This window comes from bacterium (assembly GCA_037131655.1).
Classification (GTDB): domain Bacteria; phylum Armatimonadota; class Fimbriimonadia; order Fimbriimonadales; family JBAXQP01; genus JBAXQP01.
Window position 1 is genome coordinate 1 of record JBAXQP010000019.1, and the last position, 16,181, is coordinate 16,181.

Here is a 16,181-nt window from a genome sequence, read left to right on the forward strand (position 1 = left end):
CCGCAATAAACGCCACGCGCCTCTCGTTCTAATTCATATATAAGTTCTATCGCTCGAATCTTTGGCGCGCCAGTTATAGAACCTGGAGGAAAAGTGGCTTTAAAGATGTCTGTTAATGACGTGCCCTCTTGAAGACATCCGGTGACATCACTCGTCATTTGGAACAGTGACGGGTAGCGTTCGATATGAAAGATTCGTGGTACCTCAATACTCCCTGTTGTGCTAATTCGCCCGAGATCGTTGCGCATCAGGTCCAAGATCATGAGGTTTTCTGCGCGGTTCTTTTCGTCATTCATTAAGTGAGATGCGATCTCGTTGTCTTCTGCAGACCATTTGCCTCGTCCGGCAGTGCCTTTCATTGGCCTGGAAATAATCTGTTTACCTTCGCGTTTCAAAAACAATTCAGGGGATAGAGATGCAATTTGATAATCGCCAGTGTTTATATAAGCGGAGAAACCTACACGGTGAGCGCGTCTTAATCGGGCGAAAAGCTGAAGGGCAGGCTTTTTATGATTGAAAAGAAGTTTGCATGTGTAGTTGATCTGATAGACATCGCCTTTCTCGATGTATTCCTTAATTTGTTGAACCCCTTCTAGGTACTCCTGTGAAGAGATGTTTAGATGGATATCTGATATGTCGTCTAAACCACTTTCATCACCGCAATCGACCTCGTCATAACCCGCTTCCTCACATTGATCATAAATTCCAAACCATACATAAGGTAATTGGAGTTGATGTCCAGGTGTTTTGCGCAGAGTTAAGTCCGTTCCTGCTTCATAAGCCACATAACCGGCAGCAAATTTTCCGCTTTTGAGATAGTGATCAACAAGCGCCAAGCAATCCAAAACTTCTTGCGGCGATTTAGCAACCACCATATTAATAGGATCGCGCAAGAAGTATGACCGACCGATTAAATTATCGACATCCCAATCATCTATTAAAATTATTCCGGGAGTATCTTTTAGTTGCATGTAAGCCATGATAGCTTCCGCTATTCCTTGTTCTCGATGTACTTCTCAACCATTTTTATGAAGTAGACATGTACGCGTGGGTCGTCGGTTAGCTCTGGGTGGAAGGAGGAGCCTAGCAAGTTGTTTTGTTGTACACAAACGATATTATTCTCAAAGGTGGCTAAAGTATGAACGCTAGCGCCAATTTGGGTGACGATTGGGGCGCGTATGAATACTGCATGGATATTTGAGTTAAGCGGCTCGAAGTAAATGTCAGTTTCGAAACTATCGATCTGGCGTCCGAAAGCATTACGTTTGACGGTGATATCGAGTAGGTTCAAACTCGGTTGATCGCTGTTCTCGATGCGATCTGCCATCATGATCATGCCCATGCAGGTGCCCCAGATGGGCAAGCCTTCGGTGGATAGCTCCTTAATGGCCTTGTCGAGGCCGTAGCGGGTCATTAGCTTGCCAACAGTGGTACTTTCGCCGCCAGGGATAATAAGGCCCTCTACATTGCGTAGATCGTCAACTGTTCGGATTTCGACACCCTCACCGCCTGCTGACTTGAGCGCTTCGATATGCTTCTCAAAATCACCTTGCAGCGCAAGTACGCCGACGGTGAGAGGTCGATCACTTATATTATGAGCCATGCGCTATCACCAGCCGCGAGTTGCCATAAGCTCTTTTTCGTCCATCGTGCGGATGTCGAGGCCGGGCATAGCATCGCCTAATCCCTTTGAAATCTCGGCCAGAGCTTTGGGGTCTTTGTAATAGGTGACAGAGTCGACAATGGCTTTGGCTCGTGGGGCAGGATCGGCTGATTTGAAGATGCCGGAGCCGACGAAAACGGCTTCCGCGCCAAGTTTCATCATCAAAGCGGCATCGGCAGGGGTTGCAATTCCTCCTGCGGAGAAGTTGGGCACAGGCAGTCGGCCGGTTTGATGGACTTCAACTACTAAATCATAAGGCGCGCCAAGTTCCTTGGCAATTGACATAAGCTCTTCTTCAGGGGCAGATTGAATGCGGCGCATACCATCCATAATGGAGCGCATGTGACGAACAGCTTCGACGATATTGCCGGTGCCGGCCTCACCCTTCGTTCTTATCATAGTAGCGCCTTCGCCAATACGACGCAACGCTTCGCCCAAATCTCTTGCGCCGCAGACGAATGGAACCTTAAAAGCATGCTTGTTCACGTGATAGGCTTCGTCGGCGGGTGTCAGGACTTCGCTTTCATCAACATAGTCCACACCAAGAGATTGAAGGATTTCTGCTTCAACAAAATGGCCTATGCGGCATTTGGCCATTACGGGAATGGTCACCGTTTCCATAATCTTTAAAATTATCAGCGGGTCAGACATTCGGGCAACGCCGCCATCGCGTCTGATATCGGACGGGACTCTCTCGAGGGCCATTACGGCGGTAGCTCCGGCTTCCTCCGCGATTTTAGCTTGTTCTGCATTGGTGACGTCCATAATGACGCCGCCCTTTAGCATTTCAGCTAGCCCGACCTTCGTTCTCCAAGTTGATTTTTGTACTTCATAAATCGATGCTTCCATTTAAGCCTATTCACCTCACGAAATTATTATACCTAAAGCCGCCCCTCAGCATTAGCCTTAACACCTTCCAAAAGGTTGTTATATCTGGCGTCATAATGCGGATAAGCGGATTTATCGTTTAGGTGGCTAAAGGGCGAGAAATTAATACCAAGACTAAATCAAAAGTTGTCAGTTAATTCTTTAAGGGTATTGATGATATAGTCCGGTTTCATCTCAAGTGGGGCGTTTGCGGCTTCGGTGCGAGAAGTTACTCCAGTGAGTACCAAAGCGGTTTCTAACCCTGCTCGTTTCCCGCCTAGAATGTCAGTGTCTAGCCGATCTCCTACAGCTAAAGTATTACTTTTTTCGACGCCGGGTTGGTTGAGGACGACCTCATATAGGAAGGGTTCAGGCTTTCCTATAGTGGGCGGAATTTTCCCCGATGCAACTTCAATTGCTGCCACGATAGCGCCACCTCCAGGTTCGACAAGGCCGCCTTCAATCGGATAGGTAGGGTCACGGTTGGTGGCAAAAAACTGTGCGCCGTTTAAAATGGCTTGTTGAGCCGATTTGAGTCTCTCATAAGTAAACTGACGGTCGATACCGACTACAACGAAATCAACAGAAGTGGACGTGGGGTCTTCTACTACGATTAATCCGGCGGATTTCATCTCGCACTTCATGCCCTCTCCACCGACAACGAAAACTTTTTTACCTTCAGCGCCATGCTGCCGCAAATATTGTGCTGTACCTGAGCCGGAAGTGACCACCTGATCTATCGTGCAAGGAAACCCCATCGAATTCAGTTTATCCGTCACATCCTGACGGCTTGGGCTGGAATTATTGGTGACAAAATAAACACCTGCCCCGCGATTGATCAATGCTAGAACTACTTCACTTGCCCCCTGTACCGGTTGGTTGCTGCGATATAAGACTCCATCGAGGTCAAAAATATAGGTTCCAAACTGCTTCATCAAATCTCTCTACTAATAGTGAATTGCGCGATAGATTTAAGACCCTCGCAAGCGGGGCTTTCAGGTAGCATTTTTAGCTTATTGGTTGCGGTAATTATATGCTGAGCGGCGATATCCATTGAATAATCGGCGCTGCCGCTAGTTTGTATGAGTAATGCTAATTCCGTTAAAGCTTCAGGTCGCTCTCGCCCTGAAAAGAGCCTTTTTGCTTTATCAGAATGGCCGTTTTTCATAAGATAGATTAAGGGCAGGGTCGCATTCCCCTCTATGAAGTCAGTTCCGATGGACTTGCCTGTCTTGGAAGGGTCCCCAAGATAATCTAGCAGGTCATCCACAACCTGGAAAGCTATTCCAACATGAAACCCATAGGATGAGAGACACTCTGCAGTAGCTTCATCCGCGCCGGCTATCAATGCGCCCGCACAGCAACAGGCTGAGACGAAAGAGGCGGTCTTGCGTTTGACAACTTCGAAGTAGTGTTCCTCCGAGAGGTTGACGGACCCCCTGTGCATTATCTCTTGAACGGCTCCTTCACTCATGGCGATTACGGCATTGGTAATAACATTCATCAGGTTCCTATCGCCGCCATCTATGACAAGAAGCATTGCTTTTGCCAGCAGGGCATCGCCGGAGAGGACACTTGCCGAATTCCCGAAAAGCTTGTTAGCGGTTGGCTTGCCGCGTCTTGAAGAGGTTTCGTCAATCACATCGTCATGAATAAGTGTAGCTGTATGAAGAAGTTCCATCGCTGCGCTGCAATGCACTACCTGCTTAAAGGGATAATCTTTACCGACCGATAAGGCAGATAAAGCAAGGGCGGTGGGGCGGAGGCGTTTGCCGCCTGCCAACAAAACATGTTGAGCAATATCCGCTACTTCAGGGAGAAGTGACGCGACCTCTTGATTGAGCAGCAGATCGATAGCCTGCAGCTCATTACGTATCAGTTTGAGCACTTCATCCAGCGCTTCATTTGGGGCAACTTTCAAGCGAGTTGCGTCGGACATGGTTTAACTCCCCAGTGGATGCATACTGCTCCCCATGCCAGATCGACCACATGAATATCGGTCAACCCGGCATCGCGCATTTTCTCAGCCAATTCTTCACGGTCAGGAAAATTCGTTACCGAGTTGGGCAAATAGGAATAGGCCTCTTTTCGGCTGAACAACCCTCCCAATAAGGGCAATATCTTATAAAAATAAAATCCATAGGCTAATGACATCGGTTTGAACTTCGGCTTAGCCATATCAATGCAGACAACTCTGCCGCCTGGCCGTACAACTCTTGTCATTTCTCGAAAAGCCGCATTTATATCCGGCACATTGCGGATACCCCAACCGACTGTCGCGCATGCAAAGTGATCGCTGGGAAGCGGTAAACATAGGGCATCCCCTAAAGCAAGACTAACGTTTCGAATGCTGTACTTTAAGCTGACTTTTCGCCGAGCTAGTTCTAGCATTGGAAGGCAAAAGTCGATGCCGATCACTTGCCCTTGCCGTCCAACTGCTTGTGCTAAAGCAATCGCTAAATCACCTGTACCGCTGCAAACATCGAGAACCGCTTCGCCTGGTTGTGGGTTTGCATAAGATACAGCTAACCGTCGCCATCGGTGGTGTAAGCGCAGACTGATTATTGAATTCATAAGGTCATAACGATGAGCAATTTGCCCGAACATATGTCGGATTTGCCAGCTGCGATCACCTTCGACTATGGTCTTCTCATCCTGCATTCAGGCCACCTTGAAAGCGCCAACTTACATAAATTTCTGAAAATATAATACCCTACTGTTTACTACGTAATTTATGCGGATTTAAAGCAGCTCGCTCGGCGAAAACCAGATTGCGAGTTCACGGACCGCTGCATCGGAGTCAGCAGCAGTATGAACTACGTTCGATTCGATTGTCAGAGAATAATCGCCTCGAATTGTTCCAGGGGCAGCGTCTTTTGGGTTGGTCGCGCCGCTCATCTGCCTTACGATCCCAATTACATTAGGAGCTTCGAGCGCCATTGCAACGATAGGGCCGCTTGTTAAGAAGTTGACGACATCTTCAAAAAAGCCTTTACCTCGATGCTCGGCATAGTGCGTTTCAACCTGTTCACGAGGAGCATTTAGCAGCTTCATTCCAACCAGACGTATCTGTCGCTGCTCGAACATAGTGACGATACGACCGACAAGCCCGCGCTCAACGCCATCGGGTTTAATTAACACCAGTGTTCTTTCAATTACAGCCATGCGTTCTCCCTATTTAGTTACAGTAAGTTATTCTAAAGATTGTACCCAAGTTTATTGGCTTAAAGAAGCGGACAAGCTAAGTTCCAGAAGCGTTTAAATATAGAAAGCAGGTAAATATCTCGTTCTTTTACTGGTTTGGAACCAAAATTTCAATAAGGGGGTCATAATAGAAGGAGAAGTTGTTGCAAAGCGAGAATTGTAATATCAGCAAATGTTTGGCTATTCATGCAGCTTGAGAATGAGTAAGCCAATATGATGTTGTCCCGATACTCTTTCGAGGTGTAAGATGCAACGCTCAAAAGCTATTCGTGGTTTCACTTTAATCGAACTTTTAGTTGTAATATGAAAAATTGGCTTAACAAAGGAGTATTTTTAATGAAGAAAAATCTAGCTTTCACTTTGATAGAGCTGCTTGTAGTCATCGCAATTATTGTTATTCTTGCGGCAATTTTATTCCCTGTTTTTGCGGCAGCTCGCGAAAAGGCGCGTCAAGTGACCTGTATCTCGAACGAAGGTCAGATTGGCAAGGCGATCATGGCGTATATAGGCGATTGGAATGACACCTATCCAAGAAGTAGGTTTTGCACTGGCACTAACTATACGAGTGGTCCAGATAACTACACCGCTAACAAAGCCTACAACTGGCGTCGGGCGATTTGGTCTTATATTAAGAACTATGATTCACGCTCATGCCCCTCTAATAAATGGGCAATGAAAAAGCAGATATATCCCGGTTATTGGTCGTCATTCCAGAACGAAGGTGGATGTGAGTCGAACAAATTTTATCCAAAAGATCAGTGGATCCCCAATAGCTATGCCTATAATGGCGATTTCTTCCATGAGCGCCTTGGGGTGAGGAAAATGGCTCAGATGACTGCAACGGCAAGCTTGATTTTGTTGCTGGAGTGTCGCATGTGGTGGACCGATATTCAGATTAGCCAGCCGCAAAGCAACGGGCCTAGCGCATTTGATTCGGGTTTGCCGGATGGTTTAGGTAACAAACCGCCGCCCATTCCGGGCCTTAACATTCACTCCTCTGGAGTATTGAATTATGCTTTTGCGGATGGTCATGTCAAAGCGATGAAACTAAGAGCGACCGCTTATCCGACCCAAATGTACACATCAGAAGTTAGCGACCAAGTTGCCTTCCAAGGTTACATCGAAACTTGGTTAAGTCTTTATCCGGAATATAGGTAAAAGCGTAGCTTTAGAGATAAAAGGCAGGGCATCTTTGATGTCCTGCCTTTTTGTTTAGGTATAGTGACTAATTAGAGGTGAACGAGGATGAGCGTGGAGAAGTTATCTCGGTTGCGATTTAAAAATGTTGGCGTCGTGTCGAGTGATATGAAATTCGAGTATCACGATAAGAATTGCTTCTATGTTGAAACCCATGACAGGTGGTCGACGAATTGGGGGGAAGAATATAGTTACCCATATCTATTTGAAGCTCGCAATGATGAGATAGTCGATCCTCCAAGCGGAATGCGTTCAGCAGTTCCATTGGGCGGATTGGGTTCCGGTACAGTTGAACTGCGCGCTGATGGAAGTTTGTGTGACTGGAATATATTCAATAATTCTCCTGCCGGCGGGGGAGGGAAGGTTCAACTTAAAGAAGCTCTATTTGGCCTTCGAACAAAGATAGCGGGCGAAAATCCAAATGCTTGGGCAATTCGAACTCACGCGCCTGAGGGACTTCCTTCAATTGAGCAGTTAGAGTATTCCGGAGCCTTTCCTGTAAGCAGATTGCGGTTGGTTGATTCAGCCTTGCCGATAGAGGCAGAGCTTTACGCCTATGGCGAATTCCGGATGACCGATACGGAAGAATGCACCACCCCCGCAGTCATATTTAGCTTCAAATTGAATAATCCTGGCGCAAGCGAAGTTGAAACCTCTCTCCTCTTTAACCTTCCAAACCACATAAAGGGCAAATGGTCATCCGGCCGTGGTCTTACTCTTACTTCAGAGGGCGCTGAGCCGACAAGCGGCACGATGGCCCTGAGGTCGGTTGGAGAGGATACATCTACCACCTGCGAAACAGGCTCAACGCTGCAAAGCCTCTGGTCAGTGTTTGTCGAAAAGGGTTCTTTTGGTAATAGAAAAGTAGAGAGTGAAGGGGAGCATGGCGCAATAGCGGTTGAATTAAAACTGGCGCAGGGTGAGAGCCGGATGGTGAGCTTTGTCATGAGCTGGCTTTTGCCTCACAGAACTCATGCAGGAGAAGTAGTCGGCAACTATTACTCTAGCCTTTATACAAGCGCTGATGATGTGAGTGAAGATGTAATCGGGCGTATCTCTGAGGATTTGGAAGGCATCCTTGAGTGGCAGACGGCTTGCTTTGATAATTCACTTCCTGAATGGCTTCAAGATTCGCTTATCAACAGCCCTGCTACAGTGTACAAGACTGGTTTTTGGATGAATGCTTCATTTTATACTGATGATATAGGCTGGCGGCAGTTCGAGTCGTTCTCATGCCCGAATGTGAGCCCTGTCCATATCGATTTTTACCGAAGCATTCCCTATATTCTTTTCTTCCCTGAGCTATATATAAGCCTGCTTAAAGGTTATGCTGCCTTCCAGTGTGAGGATGGCTATATTTGTGAAGATTTAGGCGATAACCATGACCTTAAAAGCTCAACTTCAAAACGCATGATGGGAGATGGCTGTACGGGCTTTCTTTTAGGACTTTACGCCCAATACAAATGGACGGGCGATAGTGAGCTGCTTGTAGAGTTGTGGCCTAATGCGAAGAGAGCTGCACAGTGGCAAATTGAGCGTTCAAAAGATTTCGGCCTGCCTCACAACCTTAATAACACCTACGATTGGTGGGAATTCGAAAACAAAGAGGTGGTGGCATATAATGCATTTATTCATCTGGCGGCAATGCTCGCGGCTGAGAAAATGGCGCTTCTTGAAGGTGATACCAAGTTCGCGAAGGTATGTAGAGACTGCTTCGATACCTCTAAGCAAGCCGTTTCTGAAAAGCTTTGGACAGGAAGCTGTTTCCGTGCCTGGTGGTTTAAGGATCAGCCTGCTTCCGAAGCGCTCCATGCCGATACCCTCTATGGCCAACTGTGGGCGTTCCTTTTGGATTTGGGACTAGTTTATGATGCGGATCAAATGATACGGCACCTTTCTGCAGAGCAGGAACGAAATGATAGCCACCATGGCTTGAAAGTCTTGCAGGGTGACGACCAGGATACAAGCTATCGCGATAATAAAATATGGGAGGCTGGTTCGCTCGATTGGTGCTCTCTTAATCTTTTCCTAGGCGTTGAGGCAGATAAATCGCTAGGAATGGCAGAGAAGCTTATCAATAAGTGGCGCGAGAAATTGAATGATCAGTGGGATTATAAAGACCTAAGCGCAGGGGAGGATGGTTATCCTTGGTGCAATTCCCACTATGGTCGTCAACTCATCATGTGGGCAATCCCCATGGCGCTCTCAGGACAACAGTTCTCTGCCTCGGAGAGATCGCTCAAGTTAAACCCAAGAAAGGGGAAATTGCCCTTCTTTACTCCTTTTGGCAGTGGAGTTGTAGAGACGCTTGAAGACGACAAATATAAATTCACAGTCCTTACCGGGTATCTGGATATTGACACACTTGAAATTGGCGAAAAGACTTTAGCCGTTACCTCGCTAATCGAGGTAGGGCAATCAGTTATCCTGTAAACCCTTTAATTATTGATGTTCTATATCCATAGCACGCTTTGAACGAGACCCGTGTCAGTTCAAATTCACTCTGAATCAAGCTTTTTAATAAATTTTCGAAAAGTTAATCAAAAAAGTGTCCGCTTTTGCCCTCCTAAAGCGTATATATATGCAGCAACGGTTGGTTGAAGTTTGTTTTAAATGGAGGAAGCGATGTTAGACAGTATGTGGTCGGCAGAGCTTGCATGTCTTAGGCATTTAGTTCCGTCACAAGTTGAAGAGAATTCGTTGAAAGATGCGCTATTATTTATCAAATCGACGGACAAAAAAGCTGCAAAGCGTATTGCTGAGCGTTGGTATGTTGAAACCTTATTGAGAGCTCTCTACTCGGTGAGGAAAGATTCATGAGATTAACGCAATAGGTGCGCTTTTGAATGTTTATTTGGAGGAAGGGATGGTGAATTAACACTGTCCCTTTAATTATTTGAGGCTAAAGACGAAAAAGGTGTTTAGCAAGTGCTGCCAGGCTTTAGTAGCGTGATAGTTGACAAAACGCCTGTAATATTACCTAGAGCGTGTGAGTTATCGAACATTACCTTACTTGCCGGATACGGCTTTTGGATTTGATGAGGCCACAAAGTATATTCAGGAATGCGCGCAGCATTACTCTCAGGCTTATGGTGTGCCGATTGAACACCCAGCGGTCCATCTTGCGGCCGTCAGCGCTTACCAGTACAAGAATGCCCTTAAGTACGACCCATTGCTGGTCGTTGATGTTGAATCGGTTTCGCATGATCGGGATTGGGTCGTGGGCTACCGCAATAATCTTCTCCACATGATGCTCCGCAAGATATTTGCTGAATTCGATATGGCCAACTATGATCTCTATCCAAAAGACTTTTGGGAGCGATATGACAGGGTGTTGGACTGGTATAACCAGGAAATCGCCAAACCGCTTCCGATCGAAGCCGTGCGGGTTCCTCGGCCATTCAGAAATAGCAAACAGGTTGAGACTTATCTTAAATATGTAAAACAGGCATGGGATCAACTTTTAGACAGTTTGAAATGCCTTGAAAAGATCGGCAATGATCCTCGCAAAGCAAAACGAGGAGAACAGCCCCCTGCTACAAAGCGCAGAAAGAAAGCAGATGCCCCTGAAGCCGTTCATTTCGACAGCATAAAGAGTGCTCCTTTTGCTTTTTGTATTGCTCCTGAGGGTTTAACATCGAAGTTTTGCTTTCGTTTTTCTGACGCTCGACCGGCTGGTGACCCGAGTAGGTGGCAGCCGGAAAAGCTTTCGCGTGAGGAGCAACGAGCGTTTTGTAAACAGGCGCCAAGGAGAAAGCGTCTGCAGAAGCATTGGGAAGAGAAGATGAAAGAGCAGGGGCTTCAGATAATCTATCCTCCGAGTATTGGAAACCGTGGTGATGGGCATGACCGGCGTGGATGGTGGACCGGTTGTGGATGGGAGCCAGGTGAGAAATGTTCGAATCTCTCTTCATGGGGTACTCGGCCGGATGTTAAAGAGTATGAGACCAAAAAACGGGACGTATTAGCGAGCCTTAGTGAGGAAGAACGTTGTGCTCTTGGCTTTGAGGGATTAGAACCATTTCAAGAAGATAAATTGCCGGTAAATGAGGTCCCTGATAGGGTTGAGACAGAAATAAAGGCGGAACCCGATCGACCGAATTGGAATCCGATGCCAAGAAAAGCCGGGATCAAAGCACGTTTTGGTAGGACATTCTCTTCTTGAACGAATTCGGAGGTTTAAGCGGCTTCGTTCGCAGTTCCCGTTTTTAAAGCAGCCGCAAGGGCATCGACTATTGTGCTGTCGAATAGGCTGTTGGCTCCATGATAGATTTCATTGAGGGCCTTCTTGGTGGACTTTGCTGCGCGATGGGTTCTGGGGTTGGTCATTGCCGCGTAGCTATCAGCAACTGCAACGATCTTACTAAGCAATGGGATGCTATCCCCTCGTAAGCCATCCGGATAACCACTGCCGTCATAACGTTCATGATGTGAACGGATACAATTTGCAACATAATCCATGCCTGGAACAGAACCGACAATTTGAGCGCCAAGTGTGGCATGTCGCCTTATTATTTCCATCTCCTCGTGCGTTAGAGGGGTTGATTTAAGCAGCAAATATTCCGGAACACCCACCATGCCGATATCATGGAGTAATGACACAATTCGAAGCGATCGCATTGACTCTTCGGATAGGCCGAGAATACGCGCCATGCTCATCGAAAGATCAGCGACCGTTTGAATGTGTTGGTGAAGGTACCCGTCTTTCTTGCCGATCGAGTCGACCATCTGTTCGAGCACAACAAAGCTTGCGCTTGAATATGCGCCCTCATCGGATAGTTGCAGCGGTTTCTGAGTAGATACGGCACGCTCTCGTTTTGCTTCATAAAGACGCGAATCCGCCACTGCTACTAAAGTGCTCACATCTTCCCCGTCAGATGGAAAAACGCTGACACCGAAGCTCAAGCGGAACTCGACTTCCTTTGATTTGTCCGGAGTGTGATAGGGTGAGGTATTCACCTTATCCATTAAGCGTTGGACAAGCCGGTCAGCTTCTTCTGCAGTCGTATTGACTAAGACTGCAATAAACTCATCTCCCCCATAACGTGCAACAATATCCGTATCGCGGCAAATAGATGTAAGGCAGTTGGCAGTCTGACGCAAAACCGCATCACCGACAGGGTGCCCATAGTTGTCATTTAGAAGTTTGAAACTGTTGATGTCCATCATAATGATGGCTAAAGGTTGCAGCGCGCGTCCTGCACGTTTCAGCTCGATATCGAGTTGATGGTGGACTGCACGGTGGTTATAGAGACCCGTCACCGAGTCGATCTCAGCCGATGAACGTACGACCTCGAATTGTCGCGCGTTTTCGATCGCTTCAGCAGTGGCTAATCCGGTAGACCTCAGGAAGTCAAGATCGGAACGGCTAAAAGTTTTATCTGCATTGTAAAGTGCTATTGCGCCCGCTATCTGGCCTGCAACGAGTATGTTTGCTAGAGCAACTTGTTGTCGAACTTCGCCTTGATTGAGGGCGACAAGTTCCGGGAATTGTTCTCCTTCACTGCTCTTATAAAGGTTGATGACAACAATCTCATCTTCTTTTAGTTCAGAGTGCAGAGTGCTGAGTATCCGGTTGATAAGAGCTAAACTAATACTCGGAGTGGAAGCGATATGACTGGGCTTTTGTTCGGATACACCGGACAGCCAGATAACCCCCCCGTTGCAGGTGGTAGTCTTTACCACTTGGAGCAAAACTTGGTTGAGTATTTCATTAACATCGAGGGAAGATGTGGCTGTTCGGACAAGTTTATGTAAAGCTTCGAGTTTAGCAAAGCGCTGCCTACCTCGGTTCTCTTTAATCATACGGTTGATCAGAAGCCACCCCTGTAAGCTAAGAACCAAGATGAATACTAATGAAAAAGTGGAAACAATGGAACCGCCGGCAAAAAATCCTGCAGTAGCCATCGCAGGTATGCCTGCTAAAATAATAATACTTAATATAATAGCGGATAGCTTAGTCATCCGTTTGCGCACCACCGAACTACATATTGTGCCTTGATATCCTGACCGCACAGGAACGACAACACAATAATTGTTCCATCATTTCAGGCATAAACCACACAAGTATTTAACTCATTTCAAAGTAGAGAGTGATGCTGTGAAGTAGGAAAAACAAAAAACCCCCTGACGGGGGCTTTTTGATAAAAAAGCTAATGAGCAGGACTAAGGCAACGAACGAATGAATCGAGAATTAAACGGCCATCAGCGGAACCTAAAAGCAGGTCGCTTGCGCGTTCAGGGTGAGGCATCATTCCTAACACATTGAAACGCTCATTGGCAACGCCTGCGATATCATCCATCGCTCCGTTCGGGTTCCATTCGGGTGATTGTTCACCTTCGGGAGAGGAGTAACGGAACATGATGCGATTAGATGCCTTTAGCTCAGCGAGCGTTGACTCATCACACACATAACGTCCTTCACCATGGGCAATCGGTATCTGCAATACTTGCCCTTTTTTGCATAGCGAAGTGAATGGTGTTTCGGCGTTTTCAACGCGGATATGGACTTGTTTGCAGACGAATTTCAAGCCTTCGTTGCGAACCAAAGCGCCCGGGAGCAAACCGGCCTCGCAGAGGATTTGAAATCCGTTGCAAATGCCGATTACCAGCCCACCACTCGCAGCGAACTCAGTGACAGCTTTCATTACCGGTGAAAAGCGCGCAATCGCTCCACATCGAAGATAATCGCCATAAGAAAATCCGCCGGGAAGAACTATCCCGTCAAATCCAGAAAGGTTGCTTTCCTGGTGCCAGATATATTCGGTATCGACGCCAAGGGTGTCTTTGAGCGCATGATAAGCGTCCAAGTCACAATTTGAGCCGGGGAAAATCACAACCCCAAAGCGACTCATGCTTCCACCTCGAAGCGATAGTTCTCAATCACCGGGTTCGCCAGCAGCTTGTCGCACATTTCTTTTACTTTTTGGCACGGGTCGTCATTGCCGGCTATCTCAACTTCAAGATACTTTCCGACTCGTACTTGTTCGACATCCTCATAGCCAAGAGAGTTGAGCGCGTGTTGAAGCGTTCTTCCTTGTGAGTCGAGCAAAGTTGGTTTGAGAGTAATAAATATTTTAACGCGGGGCATTCGTAACTCCTTCACCCAAATTTTAACGGGTTTTGGTCACTGATGTCAATTGGTTAGCGATAATCGGCGAAGCTTAAGTACCCCTTTGACAACAAGCGGCTTTGTCTGCTACTATTCAGGCTTGAGAATAATAGGCGTTTGGAGGTTTGTATGAGCCGGTTGAGAGAGATGCTTTCTGATGAATTGCTGAGAAAAGCTCTACGTGAGGGACTTGCACATGGTGGTGAGTTTGCTGAAGTTTATGCCCAGGATTCAGTGCAGACGAGCCTTTCTTTGAAAGAGGGCACGATTCGTTCTGCCGAATCACGCTCGACTTTAGGGGCTGGTGTGAGGGTCATTGTCGGCGAGCAGACTGGTTATGCCTATACGGATATTCTGACAGAAGAAAGCCTATTGGAAGCCGCTCGAACCGCAGGGCGCATTGCAGTAAATGGCAACTCCTCCGAACCTGCCGTATTGAAGATTATTTCTCATCCAACTCGCTATCAACCAATCAATAGCGCCCTTGGAGAGACCTCGCTCAAGGCTAAACTCTTAATGCGCGCCGATGCCACCGCACGTAAGGCTGATCCGCGTGTTATTGAAGTGCAGGGAAGCTATACCGATGATTTCAAGAATATATTAATCGCCAATTCAGAAGGTCTGTTGGTCGAAGATGAGCAACCGATGGTTAGAATGACGGTTGCGGCTGTTGCGCGTGAAGGCGAAAAGGTACATGACGGCACATACGGGGCAGGGGGGCGCACCGGTTTGACCCTCTTCGAACGAGAAACTCCTGAAATGTTGGCGGAAGAAGCTGCGCGACAGGCAATAGTCCAGCTTACAGCCAAGGATGCTCCTGCAGGTCTAATGCCTGTTGTGATAGCTAACGGTTGGGGCGGAGTGCTTCTTCATGAAGCAATCGGTCACGGCCTTGAAGCGGATTTCAACCGTAAAGGTTCATCCCTTTATAGTGGTCGTATTGGTGAGATGGTAGCCAATAAGCTTTGCACCGTCTTAGATGATGCAACGATAGAAGGCCAGCGAGGGTCACTCAATATCGATGATGAAGGAACGCTCGGCCAAAAGACCGTGCTTATCGACCAGGGCCGCTTGGTTGCCTATATGAATGATAGGTTAAACGGCAAACTCATGGAGATGCCTTTGACAGGTAACGGACGGAGGCAGAGTTATCAGTCTGTGCCTGTACCGCGAATGACCAGCACCTATTTAGCGGCGGGAGATAGCGATCCGGAAGAGATTATGCGCTCTGTAAAGAAAGGGCTTTATGCGAAGTTCCTTGGCGGTGGGCAAGTCGATATAACAAACGGCAATTTTGTTTTCGCTGTCACCGAAGGTTATATGATTGAAGACGGCAAAATCGGAACGCCTGTCCGAGGCGCTACTCTCATCGGCAATGGGCCTGATATTTTGACGAAAGTGAGCATGGTTGGAACAGATATGGCCCTTGATCGAGGTTTGGGCTCATGCGGTAAAGAAGGGCAATGGGCTCCGTGTAACGTTGGAATGCCGACTGTGCTTGTTTCTGAAATCACCGTAGGCGGTACTGCTATTGGATAATCTAGGATTTGAATTGCCTCAAGAGGGGCCACCGCAGCCAGAGGAGCCAACGCTTCCAACACTACCTCCTGCATCGCAGTCAAGCTCTTCTAAGGCGGTAATTATCTGGTCAATTACCGCGCTTCTGTTCCTGATAGTCGTGGGACGGAATGCCTTTGAGACTTATAACGACATTAGACGAGGGGAAACAGGGGATACCAATACCGTTGTTAAGTCAATTGAATATGAAACAAAAACGTCTTATGGCGTAATTCTTAATGCAAAAAGCCTAAGTGATAAGCAAAAGTTGCAGCGAAATATAATTCTGAAGGTGCGCTCTCAGGCCAAAGGATTGGCGAAGTATACAGTTTTGCGGCGACTTGCAGTTCTTGAAAATGAATTTAAAGACCCTGATTTAGCGAAAACTCTTGCTGAGATACAAGTGCATCAGCAATACCTCGATACTGCAGTCAAGGCTCCGCAAAAACCTCCGAAAGCGTCATCTCGTGGGTCAAGTTTGAGCCAAGAGCCTACTCTAAAAGACTTGCAAGAGGAACAGGAATTCAATCGCCTTATACTGACCCTTTACACCTCAAAGAACCTGCAATCTCAACAAGCATC

At 47.2% G+C, this 16,181-nt stretch carries 16 protein-coding genes; 6 read left to right on the forward strand and 10 right to left on the reverse strand.

The features are described 5' to 3' along the window. From WCO51_01785 to ndk, 7 genes are all read right to left on the reverse strand, one after another. On the reverse strand, window positions 1-980 hold a 980-nt coding region (locus WCO51_01785; protein ID MEI6511989.1), incomplete at its 3' end, for an anthranilate synthase component I family protein. An 11-nt stretch (window positions 981-991) separates the two neighbouring features. Beyond that, window positions 992-1,603, reverse strand: coding sequence for a pyridoxal 5'-phosphate synthase glutaminase subunit PdxT (gene pdxT / locus WCO51_01790; GenBank protein ID MEI6511990.1), 612 nt, complete (start codon window positions 1,601-1,603; stop codon window positions 992-994). 6 nt (window positions 1,604-1,609) lie between these two features. Further along, window positions 1,610-2,512, reverse strand: coding sequence for a pyridoxal 5'-phosphate synthase lyase subunit PdxS (gene pdxS, locus WCO51_01795; GenBank protein ID MEI6511991.1), 903 nt, complete (start codon window positions 2,510-2,512; stop codon window positions 1,610-1,612). A 158-nt stretch (window positions 2,513-2,670) separates the two neighbouring features. After that, window positions 2,671-3,465 carry an HAD-IIA family hydrolase gene (locus WCO51_01800; protein MEI6511992.1) on the reverse strand — a complete coding sequence of 265 codons (795 nt, stop codon included), beginning with the start codon at window positions 3,463-3,465 and terminating at the stop codon, window positions 2,671-2,673. Next, window positions 3,465-4,469 (reverse strand): polyprenyl synthetase family protein, encoded by a 1,005-nt coding sequence (locus tag WCO51_01805; GenBank protein ID MEI6511993.1) that lies wholly within the window; start codon window positions 4,467-4,469, stop codon window positions 3,465-3,467. The genes WCO51_01800 and WCO51_01805 overlap by 1 nt, the downstream gene beginning before the upstream one ends. Further along, window positions 4,448-5,191, reverse strand: a complete 744-nt coding sequence (gene ubiE, locus WCO51_01810) for a bifunctional demethylmenaquinone methyltransferase/2-methoxy-6-polyprenyl-1,4-benzoquinol methylase UbiE (GenBank protein MEI6511994.1) — start codon at window positions 5,189-5,191, stop codon at window positions 4,448-4,450. The genes WCO51_01805 and ubiE overlap by 22 nt, the downstream gene beginning before the upstream one ends. Window positions 5,192-5,272: 81 nt before the next feature. Next, window positions 5,273-5,686: a nucleoside-diphosphate kinase gene (gene ndk / locus WCO51_01815; GenBank protein ID MEI6511995.1), complete on the reverse strand. Its 414-nt coding sequence runs from the start codon at window positions 5,684-5,686 to the stop codon at window positions 5,273-5,275. Between the two features lie 384 nt (window positions 5,687-6,070). Here ndk and WCO51_01820 point away from each other — a divergent pair, with 384 nt between their 5' ends. From WCO51_01820 to WCO51_01835, 4 genes are all read left to right on the forward strand, one after another. Next, window positions 6,071-6,892 (forward strand): DUF1559 domain-containing protein, encoded by an 822-nt coding sequence (locus tag WCO51_01820; GenBank protein MEI6511996.1) that lies wholly within the window; start codon window positions 6,071-6,073, stop codon window positions 6,890-6,892. An 87-nt stretch (window positions 6,893-6,979) separates the two neighbouring features. Beyond that, complete coding sequence (locus tag WCO51_01825) at window positions 6,980-9,364, forward strand: GH116 family glycosyl-hydrolase (GenBank protein ID MEI6511997.1); 2,385 nt, start codon at window positions 6,980-6,982, stop codon at window positions 9,362-9,364. A 192-nt stretch (window positions 9,365-9,556) separates the two neighbouring features. Beyond that, window positions 9,557-9,751 (forward strand): hypothetical protein, encoded by a 195-nt coding sequence (locus WCO51_01830; GenBank protein MEI6511998.1) that lies wholly within the window; start codon window positions 9,557-9,559, stop codon window positions 9,749-9,751. 169 nt (window positions 9,752-9,920) lie between these two features. After that, window positions 9,921-11,096, forward strand: coding sequence for a hypothetical protein (locus WCO51_01835; GenBank protein ID MEI6511999.1), 1,176 nt, complete (start codon window positions 9,921-9,923; stop codon window positions 11,094-11,096). Between the two features lie 14 nt (window positions 11,097-11,110). Here the strand turns inward: WCO51_01835 and WCO51_01840 are convergent, their stop codons facing one another. The 3 genes from WCO51_01840 to purS form a co-directional block, all read right to left on the reverse strand. Next, the gene (locus WCO51_01840; protein ID MEI6512000.1) at window positions 11,111-12,895 is read right to left on the reverse strand and encodes a diguanylate cyclase; all 1,785 of its coding nucleotides are present in this window, start codon (window positions 12,893-12,895) and stop codon (window positions 11,111-11,113) included. Between the two features lie 188 nt (window positions 12,896-13,083). Further along, window positions 13,084-13,785, reverse strand: coding sequence for a phosphoribosylformylglycinamidine synthase subunit PurQ (gene purQ, locus WCO51_01845; GenBank protein MEI6512001.1), 702 nt, complete (start codon window positions 13,783-13,785; stop codon window positions 13,084-13,086). Further along, the gene (purS, locus tag WCO51_01850; GenBank protein ID MEI6512002.1) at window positions 13,782-14,021 is read right to left on the reverse strand and encodes a phosphoribosylformylglycinamidine synthase subunit PurS; all 240 of its coding nucleotides are present in this window, start codon (window positions 14,019-14,021) and stop codon (window positions 13,782-13,784) included. Before purS ends, purQ begins: the two co-directional genes overlap by 4 nt. 150 nt (window positions 14,022-14,171) lie before the next feature. Here purS and WCO51_01855 point away from each other — a divergent pair, with 150 nt between their 5' ends. After that, on the forward strand, window positions 14,172-15,581 hold the full coding sequence (locus WCO51_01855) for a metallopeptidase TldD-related protein (GenBank protein MEI6512003.1): 1,410 nt from the start codon (window positions 14,172-14,174) through the stop codon (window positions 15,579-15,581). Further along, the coding region (locus WCO51_01860) for a hypothetical protein (GenBank protein ID MEI6512004.1) at window positions 15,574-16,181 on the forward strand (608 nt) is incomplete at its 3' end. The genes WCO51_01855 and WCO51_01860, both read left to right, overlap by 8 nt.

Bases quoted from the DNA above. Each gene is read 5' to 3' on its own strand.
- pdxT (MEI6511990.1), bottom strand. From the start codon at position 1,603: ATGGCTCATAATATAAGTGATCGACCTCTCACCGTCGGCGTACTTGCG.
- pdxS (MEI6511991.1), bottom strand. From the start codon at position 2,512: ATGGAAGCATCGATTTATGAAGTACAAAAATCAACTTGGAGAACGAAG.
- WCO51_01800 (MEI6511992.1), bottom strand. From the start codon at position 3,465: ATGAAGCAGTTTGGAACCTATATTTTTGACCTCGATGGAGTCTTATAT.
- WCO51_01805 (MEI6511993.1), bottom strand. From the start codon at position 4,469: ATGTCCGACGCAACTCGCTTGAAAGTTGCCCCAAATGAAGCGCTGGAT.
- ubiE (MEI6511994.1), bottom strand. From the start codon at position 5,191: ATGCAGGATGAGAAGACCATAGTCGAAGGTGATCGCAGCTGGCAAATC.
- WCO51_01820 (MEI6511996.1), top strand. From the start codon at position 6,071: ATGAAGAAAAATCTAGCTTTCACTTTGATAGAGCTGCTTGTAGTCATC.
- WCO51_01825 (MEI6511997.1), top strand. From the start codon at position 6,980: ATGAGCGTGGAGAAGTTATCTCGGTTGCGATTTAAAAATGTTGGCGTC.
- WCO51_01830 (MEI6511998.1), top strand. From the start codon at position 9,557: ATGTTAGACAGTATGTGGTCGGCAGAGCTTGCATGTCTTAGGCATTTA.
- WCO51_01840 (MEI6512000.1), bottom strand. From the start codon at position 12,895: ATGACTAAGCTATCCGCTATTATATTAAGTATTATTATTTTAGCAGGC.
- purQ (MEI6512001.1), bottom strand. From the start codon at position 13,785: ATGAGTCGCTTTGGGGTTGTGATTTTCCCCGGCTCAAATTGTGACTTG.
- purS (MEI6512002.1), bottom strand. From the start codon at position 14,021: ATGCCCCGCGTTAAAATATTTATTACTCTCAAACCAACTTTGCTCGAC.
- WCO51_01855 (MEI6512003.1), top strand. From the start codon at position 14,172: ATGAGCCGGTTGAGAGAGATGCTTTCTGATGAATTGCTGAGAAAAGCT.